At 70.9% G+C, this 14940-nt stretch carries 14 protein-coding genes; 2 read left to right on the top strand and 12 right to left on the bottom strand.

Features of this window, described 5'->3' with window-relative positions:
- Positions 1–19: 19 nt before the first annotated feature.
- The 3 genes from ACZ7G1_RS10020 to ACZ7G1_RS10010 form a co-directional block, all read right to left on the bottom strand.
- A complete protein-coding gene (locus tag ACZ7G1_RS10020) occupies positions 20–493 on the bottom strand; it encodes a DUF6113 family protein (RefSeq protein ID WP_470872622.1) in 474 nt (157 codons plus the stop codon).
- On the bottom strand, positions 490–1380 hold the full coding sequence (gene mshB / locus ACZ7G1_RS10015; protein ID WP_470872624.1) for an N-acetyl-1-D-myo-inositol-2-amino-2-deoxy-alpha-D-glucopyranoside deacetylase: 891 nt from the start codon (positions 1378–1380) through the stop codon (positions 490–492). The genes ACZ7G1_RS10020 and mshB overlap by 4 nt, the downstream gene beginning before the upstream one ends.
- Positions 1381–1441: 61 nt before the next feature.
- Positions 1442–1636: a hypothetical protein gene (locus ACZ7G1_RS10010; protein ID WP_367822525.1), complete on the bottom strand. Its 195-nt coding sequence runs from the start codon at positions 1634–1636 to the stop codon at positions 1442–1444.
- 180 nt (positions 1637–1816) lie between these two features.
- On the opposite strand from ACZ7G1_RS10010, the gene ACZ7G1_RS10005 reads away from it, so the two are divergent.
- Positions 1817–3979: a S9 family peptidase gene (locus ACZ7G1_RS10005; protein WP_470872626.1), complete on the top strand. Its 2163-nt coding sequence runs from the start codon at positions 1817–1819 to the stop codon at positions 3977–3979.
- Between the two features lies 1 nt (position 3980).
- Here ACZ7G1_RS10005 and ACZ7G1_RS10000 read toward each other — a convergent pair whose 3' ends face one another.
- The 7 genes from ACZ7G1_RS10000 to ACZ7G1_RS09970 form a co-directional block, all read right to left on the bottom strand.
- Positions 3981–5018, bottom strand: a complete 1038-nt coding sequence (locus tag ACZ7G1_RS10000) for a hypothetical protein (protein WP_470872628.1) — start codon at positions 5016–5018, stop codon at positions 3981–3983.
- Between the two features lie 206 nt (positions 5019–5224).
- Positions 5225–6331, bottom strand: coding sequence for an ABC transporter ATP-binding protein (locus ACZ7G1_RS09995; RefSeq protein ID WP_470872630.1), 1107 nt, complete (start codon positions 6329–6331; stop codon positions 5225–5227).
- On the bottom strand, positions 6324–7307 hold the full coding sequence (locus tag ACZ7G1_RS09990) for an ABC transporter ATP-binding protein (protein ID WP_470872632.1): 984 nt from the start codon (positions 7305–7307) through the stop codon (positions 6324–6326). The genes ACZ7G1_RS09995 and ACZ7G1_RS09990 overlap by 8 nt, the downstream gene beginning before the upstream one ends.
- A gap of 6 nt (positions 7308–7313) precedes the next feature.
- Positions 7314–8309: an ABC transporter permease gene (locus ACZ7G1_RS09985; RefSeq protein ID WP_470872634.1), complete on the bottom strand. Its 996-nt coding sequence runs from the start codon at positions 8307–8309 to the stop codon at positions 7314–7316.
- Positions 8302–9225 (bottom strand): ABC transporter permease, encoded by a 924-nt coding sequence (locus tag ACZ7G1_RS09980; RefSeq protein ID WP_470872636.1) that lies wholly within the window; start codon positions 9223–9225, stop codon positions 8302–8304. The genes ACZ7G1_RS09985 and ACZ7G1_RS09980 overlap by 8 nt, the downstream gene beginning before the upstream one ends.
- A gap of 92 nt (positions 9226–9317) precedes the next feature.
- A complete protein-coding gene (locus ACZ7G1_RS09975) occupies positions 9318–10943 on the bottom strand; it encodes a peptide ABC transporter substrate-binding protein (RefSeq protein WP_470872638.1) in 1626 nt (541 codons plus the stop codon).
- 120 nt (positions 10944–11063) lie between these two features.
- Positions 11064–12137: a peptidoglycan recognition protein family protein gene (locus ACZ7G1_RS09970; RefSeq protein ID WP_470872640.1), complete on the bottom strand. Its 1074-nt coding sequence runs from the start codon at positions 12135–12137 to the stop codon at positions 11064–11066.
- Positions 12138–12336: 199 nt separating this feature from the next.
- On the opposite strand from ACZ7G1_RS09970, the gene ACZ7G1_RS09965 reads away from it, so the two are divergent.
- Complete coding sequence (locus ACZ7G1_RS09965; RefSeq protein ID WP_470872642.1) at positions 12337–12720, top strand: peptidoglycan-binding domain-containing protein; 384 nt, start codon at positions 12337–12339, stop codon at positions 12718–12720.
- Between the two features lie 69 nt (positions 12721–12789).
- On the opposite strand, the gene ACZ7G1_RS09960 is transcribed toward ACZ7G1_RS09965, so the two are convergent.
- Positions 12790–13875, bottom strand: coding sequence for an ABC transporter ATP-binding protein (locus ACZ7G1_RS09960; RefSeq protein WP_470872644.1), 1086 nt, complete (start codon positions 13873–13875; stop codon positions 12790–12792).
- Positions 13868–14926: an ABC transporter ATP-binding protein gene (locus tag ACZ7G1_RS09955; RefSeq protein WP_470872645.1), complete on the bottom strand. Its 1059-nt coding sequence runs from the start codon at positions 14924–14926 to the stop codon at positions 13868–13870. Before ACZ7G1_RS09955 ends, ACZ7G1_RS09960 begins: the two co-directional genes overlap by 8 nt.
- Positions 14927–14940 lie beyond the last annotated feature (14 nt).

Genomic DNA, 14940 nt, shown 5'->3' with positions numbered 1-14940 from the left:
GGTGCTCAAGTCGCGCTGATCACGGGGTGGGACGCGGCAAGCGGAAGAGCGTGGTGCACATCACAGCGACCGCCATTCCGCCGAAGAGGAAGAGCAGCTCTCCGACGCCTCCGCCGAACACCCCGTCGCCCTCGGGGCGTCCGAGGCTGAGCAGCACGATCGCGAGGAGCCAGCCGCCGCCGGCCGCGCCGACGGAGACCTGGGTGCCGGTGGCGCGCAGCCCGCCGTAGAAGAGGCCCGCCGACGCGAGGAGGGCGAGGAGCAAGCCGCCGGGGAACCAGGCCGCTTGGACGAGGGCGCCGGCGGTCCCGACGAGGGCGCCGAGCACGACCAGGACGCCGTACCAGGCGTACCGGACGGCCGGCGACGGCATCGCCTCGGGCGCGGGCGCGGGCTTCGGAGCCGGCTTCGGGTCGGCCGCCTTCGCGCCCGGCCGCGAGTTCGCCTTGGCACCGCGCTTCGGGTCCGGCGTCGCGGACGGGGAGGCGCTCACGCGGTCACCCCCGCGAAGAGGTCGGTCTCGCGGGTGCCGGCGGGGGCGCCCGGCGTGCCCTGGACCAACTCGTAGTACTCGGTGGTGAAGATCGGCTGACCGAGGTCGTTGGAGAGGGCGAAGAAGGGACCGTCGACGGCGACTTGGGTGACGTGCGCGGCCATCGCGGCGCTCTTGCGGGCCGCGTGCTCGGGACGCGCCTCGATCTCGGCGGTGATGCGGTCCTCGTCGACGACGCCGGGGACGTCGTCGAGGGCGGCGACGGCGGGGAAGGCGGAGCCCTCGGCGCGGAGCCGGGCGAAGCCGGCCTCGGCGACCGGGCGGGGCACCCGGTTCCAGTAGATCTTGGCGATCGGGTGGGCGGGGCCGAGGTCGGGCCGGTACGCGGGGTCGGCGGCGAGTTCGGCGGCGCGGGTGGCGACCCGGTGGGCCTGGATGTGGTCGGGGTGGCCGTAGCCGCCGTCGGGGTCGTAGGTGATCAGGACCTGCGGGCGGGTCTCGCGGATCACTTCGACGAGGTAGGGGGCGGCGGTGTCGACGTCGGTGTTCCAGAAGGCGTTGTCGCGCTTGTTCTGCTCGACGCCCATCATCCCGGAGTCGCGGAAGCGGCCGGGGCCGCCGAGGAACCGGTGGTCGGTGACGCCCAGCTCGCGCATCGCGGCGGCGAGTTCGCCGACCCGGTGCGGGCCGAGCCGGTCCTCCCGGTCGGGGGCCAGGTGGGCGAGGCCGGGCGGGATGACCTCGCCCTCCTCGCCGAGCGTGCAGGTGACCAGGGTGACAAGGGCGCCCTCGGCCGCGTACCTGGCCATGGTGGCGCCGTTGTTGATCGACTCGTCGTCCGGGTGCGCGTGCACGAGGAGCAGACGACGGGCGGGGAGATCGGTCATGTCCCCACCCTACGAGACCCCTCCCGCCCGGGCTCCGGAACCCGGGCGGTACCCCGCGGGGTCAGAACTTGAGGCCGCCGATCATGCTCGCCACGTTCGTCGTCAGGGTGCTGATCGACGAGGCCATGGACGAGCTGGCCAGGTAGAAGCCCAGGAGCGCGCAGACCGCCGCGTGGCCGGCCTTCAGCCCGGATTTCCGGATCAGCAGGAAGACGACGATCGCCAGCAGCACCACCGCCGAAATCGAGAGTGCCACGGCGGTTCACCTCCACACTTCGGTCGGATATTCGAGCGGATCGGGCAGCGAGCATGTGCCAGACGGCGGCACACAAGGGACTGCATACCCACCTAGCGCTACGGATCATAACTATCCGTGCCATCGCATCGATCGGCGGACGGAGGCACGAGGGGGGCGCACGGCGCTACTTTCAGCCTCATGATCTCGACGCCACAGCAGCAGGCCACACCCCAGGCCCCGCTCTCCTTCCCGCGCCAGCTCGCCCGCACCCAGCGCTTCACGCTGGGCGTTCCGCGGGGATTCTCGGTGTCACCCGACGGGGAGCGGGTCGTGTTCACGCGCTCCGGCTCGGGGACGGACCGCTCGCACCGGCTGTGGGTTCTCGACCTGCCGTCGAGCGGGACTCCGGCGGAACGCGTGGCCGCCGACCCGGCGGTGCTGCTCGCGGGAGCCGAAGAGGAGCTGTCCCCGGAGGAGCGGGCGCGCCGGGAGCGGAGCCGCGAGGGCTCGGCCGGCATCGTGGCGTACGCGGTGGACGCGGCGGTGGAGCTGGCGGCGTTCGCCCTGTCGGGACGGCTTTTCACGGCGGAGCTGCGGGCCGGGACGGCACGGGAGCTGCCGGTGCCGGGGCCGGTGATCGACCCCCGTCCCTCGCCGGACGGGCGCCTCGTGGCGTACGTGGCGGAGGGCGCGCTGCGGGTGGTCGGCGCGGACGGTTCGGGCGACCGGGAGCTCGCCGGTCCCGAGGACGGGCACGTCTCCTACGGATTGGCCGAATTCATCGCCTCGGAGGAGATGAGCCGCGACCGCGGCTACTGGTGGTCCCCGAGTGCGGACCGACTGCTCGTGGCGCGGGTGGACGACCGGGCCGTGCGGCGCTGGTGGATCGCCGACCCGGCGCATCCGGAGCGGGAGCCCCAGCGGGTGGGGTATCCGGCGGCGGGCACGGCCAACGCCGAGGTGCGGCTGTTCCTGGTGGGGCTCGACGGGGCGCGCACCGAGGTGGTGTGGGACCGGGAGCGGTATCCGTACCTGGGGCGGGTGCACTGGTCGGCGGCCGGGGCGCCGCTGCTGCTCGTACAGACCCGGGAGCAGCGCGAGCAGCTGTTCCTCGCGGTGGACGTGGCGACGGGGACGACCTCGACCGTACGGGCGGAGGCGGACCCGGCGTGGCTGGAGCTGCACCGGGGCGTGCCCGCCTGGGGGCCGGGGGACGGGCTCGTCCGGATCACGGACGGCGGCGGGGCGCGGGCCCTGGCCGTCGGGGACGAGGCGTGGACGGGCGCGGACCTGCACGTGCGGGCGGTGCTCGACGTCGGCGCGGACGACGTGCTCGTGACGGCGTCGGCGGGCGAGGCGGCGGCTGATCCGGAGACCGGCGCGATCCACGTGTACCGGGTGTCGGCGGCGAAGGGGGCCGAGCGGCTCTCGGAGGGCGCCGGGGTGCACGGGGCGGTGCGCTCCGGGGCGGTCACGGTCCTGGTGTCGGCGAGGCCCGGGGAGCCGGGGAGCGTGGCCCGGGTGCTGCGGGACGGCGAACAGGTCGCGGTGGTGGCCTCGTACGCGCAACGGCCGGTGATCACCGCCCGGGTGCGGCTCACCGAGGCGGGGGCCCGGCGGATCCCTTGCGCGGTGCTGCTGCCCTCGGGGTACGAGGAGGGCGACGGGCCGCTGCCGGTCCTGATGGATCCCTACGGCGGGCCGCACGGGCAGCGGGTGCTCGCCGCGCACAACCCGTATCTGACCGCGCAGTGGTTCGCCGACCAGGGCTTCGCGGTGGTCGTCGCGGACGGGCGTGGCATGCCGGGCCGCTCCCCCGCCTGGGAGAAGGCGATCCTGCGCGATCTGACGCCGACGCTGGACGACCAGGTGGACGCGCTGCTCGGGCTCGCCGGGCGGTTCCCGCTGGACCTCGGGCGGGTGGCGGTGCGCGGCTGGTCGTACGGCGGGTACCTGGCGGCCCGTGCGGTGCTCCAGCGGCCCGATGTCTTCCACGCGGCGGTGGTGGGCGCGCCGGTGACGGACTGGCGGCTGTACGACACCCACTACACGGAGCGGTACCTCGGCACCCCGCAGGACGATCCCGAGGTGTACGCGGCGCAGTCGCTGCTGACCGACGACGGTCTCACGGCGCCCGAGGGGCCGGCCAGGCCGATGATGATCGTGCACGGTCTCGCCGACGACAACGTCGTGGTCGCGCACGCGCTGCGGCTCTCCTCGGCCCTGCTCGCGGCGGGCCGGCCGCACGAGGTGCTGCCGCTGTCGGGGGTCACGCACATGACGCCGCAGGAGCAGGTGGCGGAGAACCTGCTCCTGCTCCAGGTGGACTTCCTGAAGCGCTCGCTCGGTCTGGCGGGGTGACTCACCAGCCGGGCGGCGGCGGGGAGGGCGGGGCCGGCGGCACGGCCCCCGCCTGCCCGTAGGACCCGTAGGACCCGTAGGACCCGTAGGGACCGGGCTGGCCGTAGGGACCGGGCTGCCCGTAGGGGCCGGGGGAGCCGTACGGGCCGGGGCGGCCGTACGGGGTGGGTGCGGGGTCCTGGGTGCCGCGCGGGGCGAGCAGGAAGAGCACCGCGAGGCCGCTCAGCAGGTCGAAGACGCCGGTGAGCAGGATCAGCTGCTGGACGTAGGGCAGTTCGCCGAAGTGGGCGAGCTGCTCGTAGCGGACGGCCCGCGCGACCTCGGCGAGGCCGCCGGCGGCCAGGAACCCTCCGGCGAGCAGGCCGAAGGCGCGGCTGTGGCGGGCGCGGGCGAAGGCCGAGCCGGCGGCCGTCCCGTACAGGCCGACGAGCATGACGGCCTGCCAGCCGGGCGGGGTGGCGAGGGCGGGTTTGACGATGGACCGGCCGCCGGTGAGCCGGTCGACGGTGATCTCCACGGGCAGTTCGGTCGCCCAGTACACCTCCCACAGGGCCACGACGACGGCGGCGACGCCGAGGAGGACCCCGGCGGCGACGGCGCGGCCCGTGCGGGGCCGGGTGGGGAGCTGTTCGTACGCGGCGGCCGGCGGGCGGCGGCCCGCGGCGGCGGTGACGACAAGTCCCGCGGCCAGCGCCAGTTCGACGAGCGCGGTGACCAGCGCCCCGCTGTCCGGCGCCCAGAGACCGGGCAGCCGCAGCGCGAGGGTGACCGTGCCGGTGGCGGCGAGTGCGGAGGCCGCGTGCCGGGAGCGCAGGGCGGCGACGGCGGCCGCCGCCGAGACGACCAGCAGCACCGGGTCGGTCAGCGAGGTCGCGGACCGTCCCCGCATGAGGAAGAGGTGGTCCCCGGCCCAGTACCAGGCGAGGTCGACGGGCGACCCGAGCGCGGCGAGGTCCTTGAGGATCCACACGGCGGCGATGAGTGCGAGCGCGGCGCACAGCGCGGCGCCCGTGAGACGTGCCGGTCGTGTCACAGTCACGGACCCGATACTCACGGTCGCGACCGACCGAAACAAGCGGTTCCGCATGTACGGGGGAAGTCGGGTGGGAATCAGACAGCCGGCCGGGGCGCTTGGGGCGTCCCGGCCGGCTTACGGCACCCGCACGGCCGTACGGTGAGGAGCCTGCCGTCGTCGTATATCGGAGGGGCTTCCGTCGAGTTGCCCGGAGGTTAAAGCGGCTGGCGTCAGAGGGACTTGGGTTCGGGGCCGCCGCTGCCGTCCACGTCGTCGCCGTGACGGTCGCCGTTGTCGCCGTCGCCGCCGTTCTCCGGGGGGACGACCTGCTTCTCCTCGGCGAAGTGGCAGGCCGAGTCGTGCTTGGCGGGGCTGTCGGTGAGGCGGAAGACGGCGGGGACGGCGAGGAGCGGGACCTCCAGGGTGCAGCGCTCCTGCGCCTTCCAGCAGCGGGTGCGGAAGCGGCAGCCGGAGGGCACGTTGGCCGGTGAGGGGACGTCGCCGGCCAGGATGATCCGCTCGCGGTGCGCGCGGGCCTCCGGGTCGGGCACGGGCACGGCGGAGAGCAGCGCCTGGGTGTACGGGTGGGTGGGGTGGTCGTAGATCTGGGCGTCGCTGCCGATCTCGACGATCCGGCCGAGGTACATGACGCCGACCCGGTCGGAGATGTGCCGCACGATCGAGAGGTCGTGGGCGATGAACACGTACGAGAGGGAGAACTCGCTCTGGAGCTTCTCCAGGAGGTTGACGACCTGCGCCTGGACGGAGACGTCGAGCGCGGAGACCGGTTCGTCGGCGACGATGATCTCGGGCTGGAGCGCGAGGCCGCGGGCGATGCCGATGCGCTGGCGCTGGCCGCCGGAGAACTGGTGGGGGTACCGGTTGATGTACTCCGGGTTCAGGCCGACGACGTCCAGGAGGTCCTGGACCTTGCGGCGCCGGTCGCCCTTGGGGGCCACCTCGGGGTGGATCTCGTAGGGCTCGCCGATGATGTCGCCGACGGTCATGCGGGGGTTGAGCGAGGTGTACGGGTCCTGGAAGACCATCTGGATGTTGCGGCGGACGGCCTTGAGCGCGCGCGGGGAGAGCTTGCCGATGTCCTCGCCCTTGTAGCGGATCTCGCCCGAGGTCGGCCGTTCGAGGTTGACCAGCATCTTGGCGACGGTCGACTTGCCGCAGCCGGATTCGCCGACGATGCCGAGGGTCTCGCCGGCGGCGAGGTCGAAGTCGACGCCGTCGACGGCCTTGACGGCGCCGACCTGCTTCTTGAAGAGGATGCCCTGGGTGAGCGGGTAGTGCTTGTGGAGGTCCCGGACTTCGAGAATCGCCTCAGCCATGGAGGCACTCCTTCCAGAAGTGGCAGGCGCTGGAGCGCGGCACCGGGGACTCGGTCACGTCGTAGAGCGGGGGGACGTCGGTGCGGCAGACGTCCTGGGCGAGCGGGCAGCGCGGGTTGAAGGCGCAGCCGGGCGGGATGTCGAGCAGGTTGGGGGGCAGGCCCTTGATCGCGTACAGCTCCTGGCCCTTCTGGTCCAGGCGCGGGATCGATTCGAGGAGGCCCTTGGTGTAGGGGTGGGCGGGGGCCTTGTAGATCTCGTGGACGGGGGCCCGTTCGACGATCCGGCCGGCGTACATGACGGCGATCTTGTCGGCGACGTCGGCGACGACGCCGAGGTCGTGGGTGATCAGGATGAGGCCCATGTTCAGTTCGCGCTGGAGCTCGGCGAGGAGGTCCATGACCTGCGCCTGGACGGTGACGTCGAGGGCGGTGGTGGGCTCGTCGGCGATGATCAGCTGGGGTTCGAGGGCGAGCGCCATCGCGATCATGATGCGCTGGCGCATGCCGCCGGAGAACTGGTGGGGGTACTGGCCGACGCGTTCCTTGGCGGCGGGGATGCGGACCCGGTCCATGAGTTCGACGGCCTTGGCCCGGGAGTCCTTGCGGGACATGCCCTTGTGGACCTGGAACATCTCGCCGAGCTGGTCGCCGACGCTGACGACGGGGTTGAGGGAGGACAGGGCGTCCTGGAACACCATCGCCATCTTCGCGCCGCGGATCTTGCGCCGCTCCTCCTCCTTGAGCTTCAGGAGGTCCTGGCCCTGGAAGAGGATCTCGCCCTGGGTGATCTTCCCCGGGGGGATGTCGAGGATGCCCATGACGGCCTGGGCGGTGACCGACTTGCCGGAGCCGGACTCGCCGAGGACGGCGAGGGTCTCCCCGGCGTCGACGGAGTAGTCGACGCCGTTGACGGCCTTGGCGACCCCGTCCCGGGTGTGGAACTCCACGTGCAGGTCGCGCACTTCGAGCAGCATGGGTCCCTACCTCAGCTTCGGGTCGAGGGCGTCGCGGACGGCGTCGCCGAGCATGATGAAGGCGAGCACGGTGACGGCGAGCGCGCCGGCCGGCCAGAGCAGCATGTGGGGCGCGTTCCGGATGTACTGGGACGCCGAGGAGATGTCGATGCCCCAGGAGACGGTCGGCGGCTTCAGGCCGACGCCGAGGTACGACAGGGTCGCTTCGAGCGCGATGTACGTGCCGAGGGCGATGGTGGCGACGACGATCACGGGGGCGATCGCGTTGGGCGCGATGTGGCGCAGCAGCATCCGCGAGTTGGAGGCGCCGAGGGCCCGGGCCGCCTGGACGTAGTCGTTCTGTTTGGCGGTGATGACGGAGCCGCGGGCGATCCGGGAGAGCTGCGGCCAGCCCAGCAGCACCATGAAGCCGATGACGGGCCAGACGGTGGCGCTGGTGACCACGGAGAGGAGCACCAGGCCGCCGAGGACGACGGGGATGGCGAAGAAGACGTCGGTGATGCGGGAGAGGATGCCGTCCCAGACGCCGCCGAAGAAGCCGGCGAGTCCGCCGAGGATGCTGCCGAGGACGGCGACGCCGAGGGTGGCGAGGACGCCGACGGTCACGGACGTCCGGGCGCCGTAGACGGTGCGGGTGTAGACGTCGCAGCCCTGGCCGTTGAAGCCGAAGGGGTGGCCGGGCTGGGAGCCTTCCTGGGCCTTGGACAGGTCGCAGTCGAGGGGGTCTCCGGAGGCGATCAGGGAGGGCCAGATGGAGATGACGACCAGGAAGAGGATGACGAGCCCCGACACGATGAAGATCGGGTTGCGGCGCAGGTCGTGCCAGGCGTCGGACCACAGGGAGCGGGGCTTCCTGTCGGGGCCGGTGCCCAGCGGGCCGCCCGGGGTCTTCTCCAGCGTTTCCGCTTCGGCCGTCGCGAGGTCGGCCGCGCCGCCGGCGCCGGTCGGGGCGATGGCTCGGCCGTCGTCGTAGGACTCAAGCGGCTCGGGCTGCTCAGGCATAGCGAATCCTCGGGTCAAGGACGGCGTACAGGAGGTCGACCAGGAGGTTGGCCAGCAGGAACACCAGGACGAGGATGGTCACGAAGCCGACCACGGTCTGGGTGTTCTGGCGGACGATGCCCTGGTAGAGCTGGTAGCCGACGCCGTGGATGTTGAAGATCCGTTCGGTGACGATGGCTCCGCCCATGAGGGCGCCGACGTCGGCGCCGATGAACGTCACCACGGGGATGAGGCTGTTGCGCAGCAGGTGGCGGCTGATGACCCGGTGGCGGGGCAGGCCCTTGGCGACGGCGGTGCGGACGTAGTCGGCGCGCTTGTTCTCGGCGATCGAGGTCCGGGTGAGCCGGGTGACGTACGCGAGGGAGACGGAGGCCAGCACCAGGCCGGGGACGATGAGCTCGTCCCAGTTGGCCTCCGGCGAGACGGCGGGCTTGATCCAGCCCCATTTGACGCCGAGGAGCAGCTGGATGAGCAGGCCGGTCACGAAGGTCGGGACGGAGAGCACGACCAGGGTCAGCAGCAGGACGGTGGTGTCGACGGGGCGGCCGCGCTTGAGGCCGGTGACGACGCCGAGGCTGATGCCGATGACGATCTCGAAGATGATCGCGACGATGGTGAGCCTGATGGTGACCGGGAAGGCGGTGGACATCAGCTCGGTGACGGGCTGGCCGTTGAAGGCGGTGCCGAAGTCGCCGGTGAAGACGTTGCCCATGTAGGTCAGGTATTGCTGCCAGACCGGCTTGTCGAGGCCGAACTCCTTCTTGAGCTGTGCGGCGGTGGCCGGATCGCAGGCGCGGTCGCCGCAGAGTCCGGCGATGGGGTCGCCCATCACGTTCACCATCAGGAAGATCAACAGCGTGGCGCCGAAGAAGACCGGGATCATCTGCAGCAGCCGCCGGATCACGTATCGACCCACGGAGGCCTCCAGGGTGGGTGGGTTGCGGGACGGCGTACGGCCCGGTGCGGGGGTCCGCGGCCCGGGCCGTACACCGCCTGTCCGCTACGGCGTCAGTTGACCTTGATCTGGTCGTAGACCGGCACGCTGAAGGGGTTCAGGGAGACGTTGGAGACGCGCTCCGAGTAGCCGGCGCTGCCGTTCTGGTACCAGAGCGGGATGGCGCCCATGTCGTCGCGGAGGACGCCCTCGGCCTGCTGGAAGAGGTCGACGGCCTTCTTGGTGTCGGCCTCGGCGTTGGCGTCGTTGACGAGCTTGTCGAACTCGGGGCTCGAGTACTTGCCGTCGTTGGACGAGGCGTTGGTGTAGTACAGCGGCTGGAGGAAGTTCTGGATGAGCGGGTAGTCCATCTGCCAGCCGGCCCGGAAGGGGCCTTCCATCTTCGACTGGGTGACCTGGTTGCGGTAGTCGGCGAAGGTGCCGACCGGGTTGCCGACGCAGGCCTTGTTGTCGCCGAGGGCGCGGTTGATGGAGTTGCAGACCGCGTCGACCCATTCCTTGTGGGAGCCGGTGTCGGCGTTGTACGAGATCTTCATCGTGCCGCCGGGGATGCCGCCGCCCTCGGCGACGAGCTGCTTGGCCTTCGCGGCGTCGTACTTGCAGAACTCGCCGCAGAGGTCCTTGTAGCCGCCTTCGGCGCCGAGGACCGGGGAGGTCCAGTCGACGGCGGGGGTGCGGGTCTTCTGGAAGATCGTCTCGGTGATCTGGTTGCGGTCGATCGCCATGGAGAGGCCCTGGCGGAGCTTCTCCTGTCCCGGCTTGTTCCAGTCCGCGTCGTAGAACGGGAAGGACAGGGTCTGGATGATGCCGGCGGGGACGTTGATGTACCGGTCGCCGAGGTCGGCCGCGACGTTCTTGAGCTGGGAGGCGGGCACGTCGTCGACGAGGTCGAGGTTGCCGGCCGTCAGGTCCGTGTAGGCGGTGTTGTTGTCGGTGTAGACCTTGAGGGTGATGCCGCCGTTCTGGGCCTTGTCGCTGCCGGGGTAGGCGTCCCAGCGCTTGAGGGCCATCTGGGAACCCTTGGAGTACGAGTCGACGGTGTACGGGCCGTTGCCGACGGGCTTGGAGAGCCAGGCCGCGTGGTCGTCGAAGAAGGCCTTGGGCAGCGGCGAGAAGGCCGAGTAGCCGAGGGTGATCGGCCAGGTGGAGAACTTCTGGGTGAGCTTGACCGTGAAGGTGCGGTCGCCGGTCACCTTGAGGCCGGACATGGTCTCGGCGGTCGGTTCGCCCTTCTCGGGGTGGACCTTGTCGTAGCCCTCGATCTGCCCGAAGAAGTACGCGTTCTTCTGGTTGTTCTTCAGATGGGCGCCGTAGTTCCAGGCGTCGACGAAGGACTTGGCGGTGACCTTCTCGCCGTTGGAGAAGGTCCAGCCGTCCTTGACCGTGATCGCGAAGTTCGTCGAGTCGGTGGTCTCGATCTTCTCGGCGAGCATGTCCTTGGCCTCGCCGGTCTTCGGGTCGTACTGCTTGAGCCCGCGGAAGATCATGGAGAGGACCTTGCCGCCCTGGACCTCGTTCGTGTTCGCGGGCTCCAGCGGGTTCTGCGGATCGCCCCACGAGGAACTCACGATGCCGTCGGCACCTCCGCCGCCGCCGCTGTCGTCACCACCGCAGGCGGTCGCCGCGAGGGCGACGGCGGTGGCCAGTGCGGCCCACTTGGCGTGCGTGGCTCCGCGCATGGAGTGCCTCCCATATGTCCCTAAGTGTTACTTAGGCCCCAATATGGACTGAAGGCACGAGACGTGCATGTTGTCGGCGGCCATTGGTGCGAGGGCGGCCGGCCGGGATCTGGGGCGGGGTCAGGCGAGGAGGCGGCTCAGGGTGCGGGTGTCGGTGAGGCCGTCGGCGGGGAGGGCGGTGGAGTTCTGGAAGGCGGTGACGGAGGCGAGGGTGCCGGGGCCGAAGGCGCCGTCGACGGTGGTCGGGAAGCCCTTGCCGGTGAGGAGGAGCTGGACGGCCTTGACGGCCTCGCCGGTGTCGCCGGAGCGCACGGGGAGGGCGAGTTGGTGCCAGGTCTGGTTGCCGGCGTAGCCGTCGGGGGTCGCGGTCACGAGGGTCTGGAAGTCGCGTACGGCGCCCTCGGTGGCCGGGCCGAAGGCCCCGTCCACGGTGATCGTGGCCCCTCGGCGCACGAGCAGGTGTTGGAGGGCGCGCACCCGGTCGCCCGAGTCGCCGTTGTGCAGCAGGGGCCATACGGGCGCGGTGGGGTCGCCGCCGATGCGGGCGGCGACGTCCCGCCGGAGCTGCGGGAGCAGCGCGTAGAGGCGGTCGCCGGGGCACTGGGTGGCGTTGAAGTCCCGGTGTCCGTAGATCTGGTAGGCGCGGAGCCCGTACTGGCGGCAGATGTGCGCGCACAGCTCGACCAGCGCGGCGTACTGCTCGCCGCGCGGGTCGACCGTGAGGTAGGTGCCCTCGTTCTCGATGCCGATGGCGACGGTGTTCTGCCCGACGCAGTGGGCTGACTCGACCGTCTGCGTGCCGCCCTGGAGCGCGGCGAGGCTGCCGTGCCGGCCCTCCACGACGTGGGCGCCGCGGCTGATGGTGAAGTGCTGGGCCGTGTCGATCCAATGGCGTTCGTCCATCGCCCAGTTCTGCATCGAGTGGGCGAGCCGGAAGGCCTGGGCCTGCGAGTAGTCGGTCACGTTGTCCGTGGCCGTATGGTGCACGATGATCTTGTGCGGCGGGGCCGGGAGGACGCGCACCGGACTGCTCGGCGGGCGGGCGCCCCACGCGGTGGTGTCCGCGACGGCCGGTCCGTCCGCGGCGCGCGCCCGGCCCGCCGCCCACAGGGGCGTGACGGCCGCGGCGCCGAGGGCGAGCCCGCCGGTGAGCAGGGTGCGGCGACGGGGGTTCGCTTCGTTACCCGAGGTCATGCTGGAGCCCTCAGTTCAGTAGGAGCCGGTTGCCTCCACGCTAGGAGCGGCCCCCGTCGTCCCACCACGCCGTGGCGTCCCAGGGACGCGGCGGGACGGCCCAACGGCGCCCCGCGACTCTAGAGTTGCGTGCATCGACGGCATGGACATGCCCTGTCGAGTCCCCTTGCCGCAACTTCCCCGGAAGACGTGAACCGCCATGCTCCAGAAACTCGCCACCCGCGTCGCCGGCGTCGCCGCCGCGACGGCTCTGGCCGCGCTCGCCCTGTCCGGAACCGCCCAGGCACAGCCCGGAGTTCCGTACATCGGCTACGGCCAGGCCAACAACGCCATCGGCGTGAAGTGCGTACAGAACGGCCTCAACCACATCATCTCCGAGCGCTTCGCCACGGAGCACGACCTGATCAGCGTCGACGGCCTCTTCGGCCCCGAGACGGACGAGGCGATCCGCTACGTGCAGTACCGGATACTGGGGGCCGGCGAAGCCGACGGCATCGTCGGACCGAAGACCGGCGACCTGGTCATGCGCTACGAGTACGGCTGGGCCGTCTCCTGCTACCCGTACGTCCCCACCAGCCGCTGACACGACGAAGGGCGCCCCGATCCGTGCGTACGGATCGGGGCGCCCTGTCCTGCTCGGTGCGTCGGTGCGTCAGTGCACCGGGACGACCTGCTTCTCCTCGGCGAAGTGGCACGCCGAGAAGTGCGCCGCCGGGGTGTCCTGCCCCTTGAAGCGCTCCGGGATCGCGAGGAGCGGAGCCTCCTGCGAGCACTTCTCCTGCGCCTTCCAGCAGCGGGTGCGGAAGCTGCAGCCCGACGGCGGGTTGGCCGGCGAGGGGACGTCACCGGTGAGGATGATCCGCTCGCGGTGCGCGCGGGCCTCCGGGTCCGGCACCGGCACCGCGGAGAGCAGCGCCTGGGTGTAGGGGTGCGTCGGGTGCTCGTAGATCTGCTCGTCCGTACCGATCTCGGCCATCTTGCCGAGGTACATGACGCCGACCCGGTCGGAGATGTGCCGGACGATCGACAGGTCGTGCGCGATGAAGATGTAGGACAGGTTGAACTCGTCCTGGAGCTTCCCCATCAGGTTGATGACCTGCGCCTGGACGGAGACGTCCAGGGCCGAGACCGGCTCGTCGCAGATGATGATCTCCGGGTTGAGCGCGAGGCCCCGGGCGATGCCGATGCGCTGGCGCTGACCGCCGGAGAACTGGTGCGGGTACCGGTTGATGTACTCCGGGTTCAGACCGACGACGTCGAGCAGCTCCTGCACCTTGCGGCGCCGGTCGCCCTTCGGGGCCACCTCGGGGTGGATGTCGAAGGGCTCGCCGATGATGTCGCCGACCGTCATGCGCGGGTTCAGCGAGGTGTACGGGTCCTGGAACACCATCTGGATGTTGCGGCGGACGGCCTTCAGGGCGCGCCCGGACAGCTTGGTGATGTCCTGGCCCTTGTAGAAGACCTCGCCGGCGGTGGCCCGCTCCAGGTTCATCAGGAGCTTGGCGACCGTGGACTTGCCACAGCCGGACTCGCCCACGATGCCGAGGGTCTCGCCCTGGTAGAGGTCGAAGGAGACCCCGTCCACGGCCTTGACCGCGCCGACCTGCTTCTTGAAGAGGATGCCCTGCGTCAGCGGGAAGTGCTTCTGCAGGTTGCGCACCTGGAGGATCGGCTCGCCTCGGCCCACGGGGGCCTCAAGGGCGGCGGCCACGGCGTCCTCGTTGTTGATGTCAGCCATGGATCGTCTCCTTCCAGAAGTGGCAGGCGCTCTTGCGGCCCGGGAGGTCGGTGCCGTCCAGCTCGGTGATCGGCACCAGCGCCGGGACATCCGTACGGCAGAGGTCGTCGGCCTTGGGGCAGCGCGGGTTGAAGGCGCAGCCGGTGGGCACCTTGAGCAGGTTGGGCGGCAGGCCCTTGATCGCGTAGAGGTCCTGGCCCTTCTGGTCCAGGCGCGGGATCGAGTCCAGCAGGCCGCGGGTGTACGGGTGCGCGGGGCGCTTGTACAGCTCGTGCACCGGCGCCTGCTCGACGATCCGGCCCGCGTACATCACGGCGATCTTGTCCGCGACGTCGGCGACGACGCCGAGGTCGTGGGTGATCAGGATCAGACCCATGTTGTACTCGCGCTGGAGCTCCGCGAGGAGGTCCATGACCTGGGCCTGGACGGTCACGTCGAGAGCCGTGGTGGGCTCGTCGGCGATGATCAGGTCCGGCTCCAGGGCGAGCGCCATGGCGATCATGATGCGCTGGCGCATACCGCCGGAGAACTGGTGGGGGTAGTCGCTGACCCGCGCCTTGGCGGCGGGGATCTTGACCTTGTCCATCAGCTCGATGGCCTTGACCTTGGCGTCCTTCTTGGACATGCCGTGGTGCACCCGGAACATCTCGCCGAGCTGGTAGCCGACGGTGAGGACCGGGTTGAGGGAGGACAGCGCGTCCTGGAAGATCATCGCGATCTTCCGGCCGCGGATCTTCCGGCGCTCCTCCTCGGACATCTTGAGCATGTCCTCGCCGCGGAACAGGATCTCGCCGTGCGGGATCTTGCCGGGCGGCATGTCGAGGATGCCCATGATGGCCTGCGCGGTGACGGACTTGCCGGAGCCGGACTCGCCGAGGACGGCGAGCGTCTCGCCCGCGTCCACCGAGTAGTTGACGCCGTTGACCGCCTTGGCCACACCGTCACGGGTGTGGAACTCGACGTGCAGGTCGCGGACTTCGAGCAGCGGGCCGTTGTGGTCGGCTCCGTCGCGCGGCGCGGGGACGGCCGCGGTCTTGTCGATGATGCTCATCTTTTACGCCCTCC

The organism is Streptomyces sp. NPDC037273, from assembly GCF_055603625.1.
Note: the sequence above shows the minus strand (reverse complement) of the source record. Positions and strands in the feature narration are given on the sequence as shown.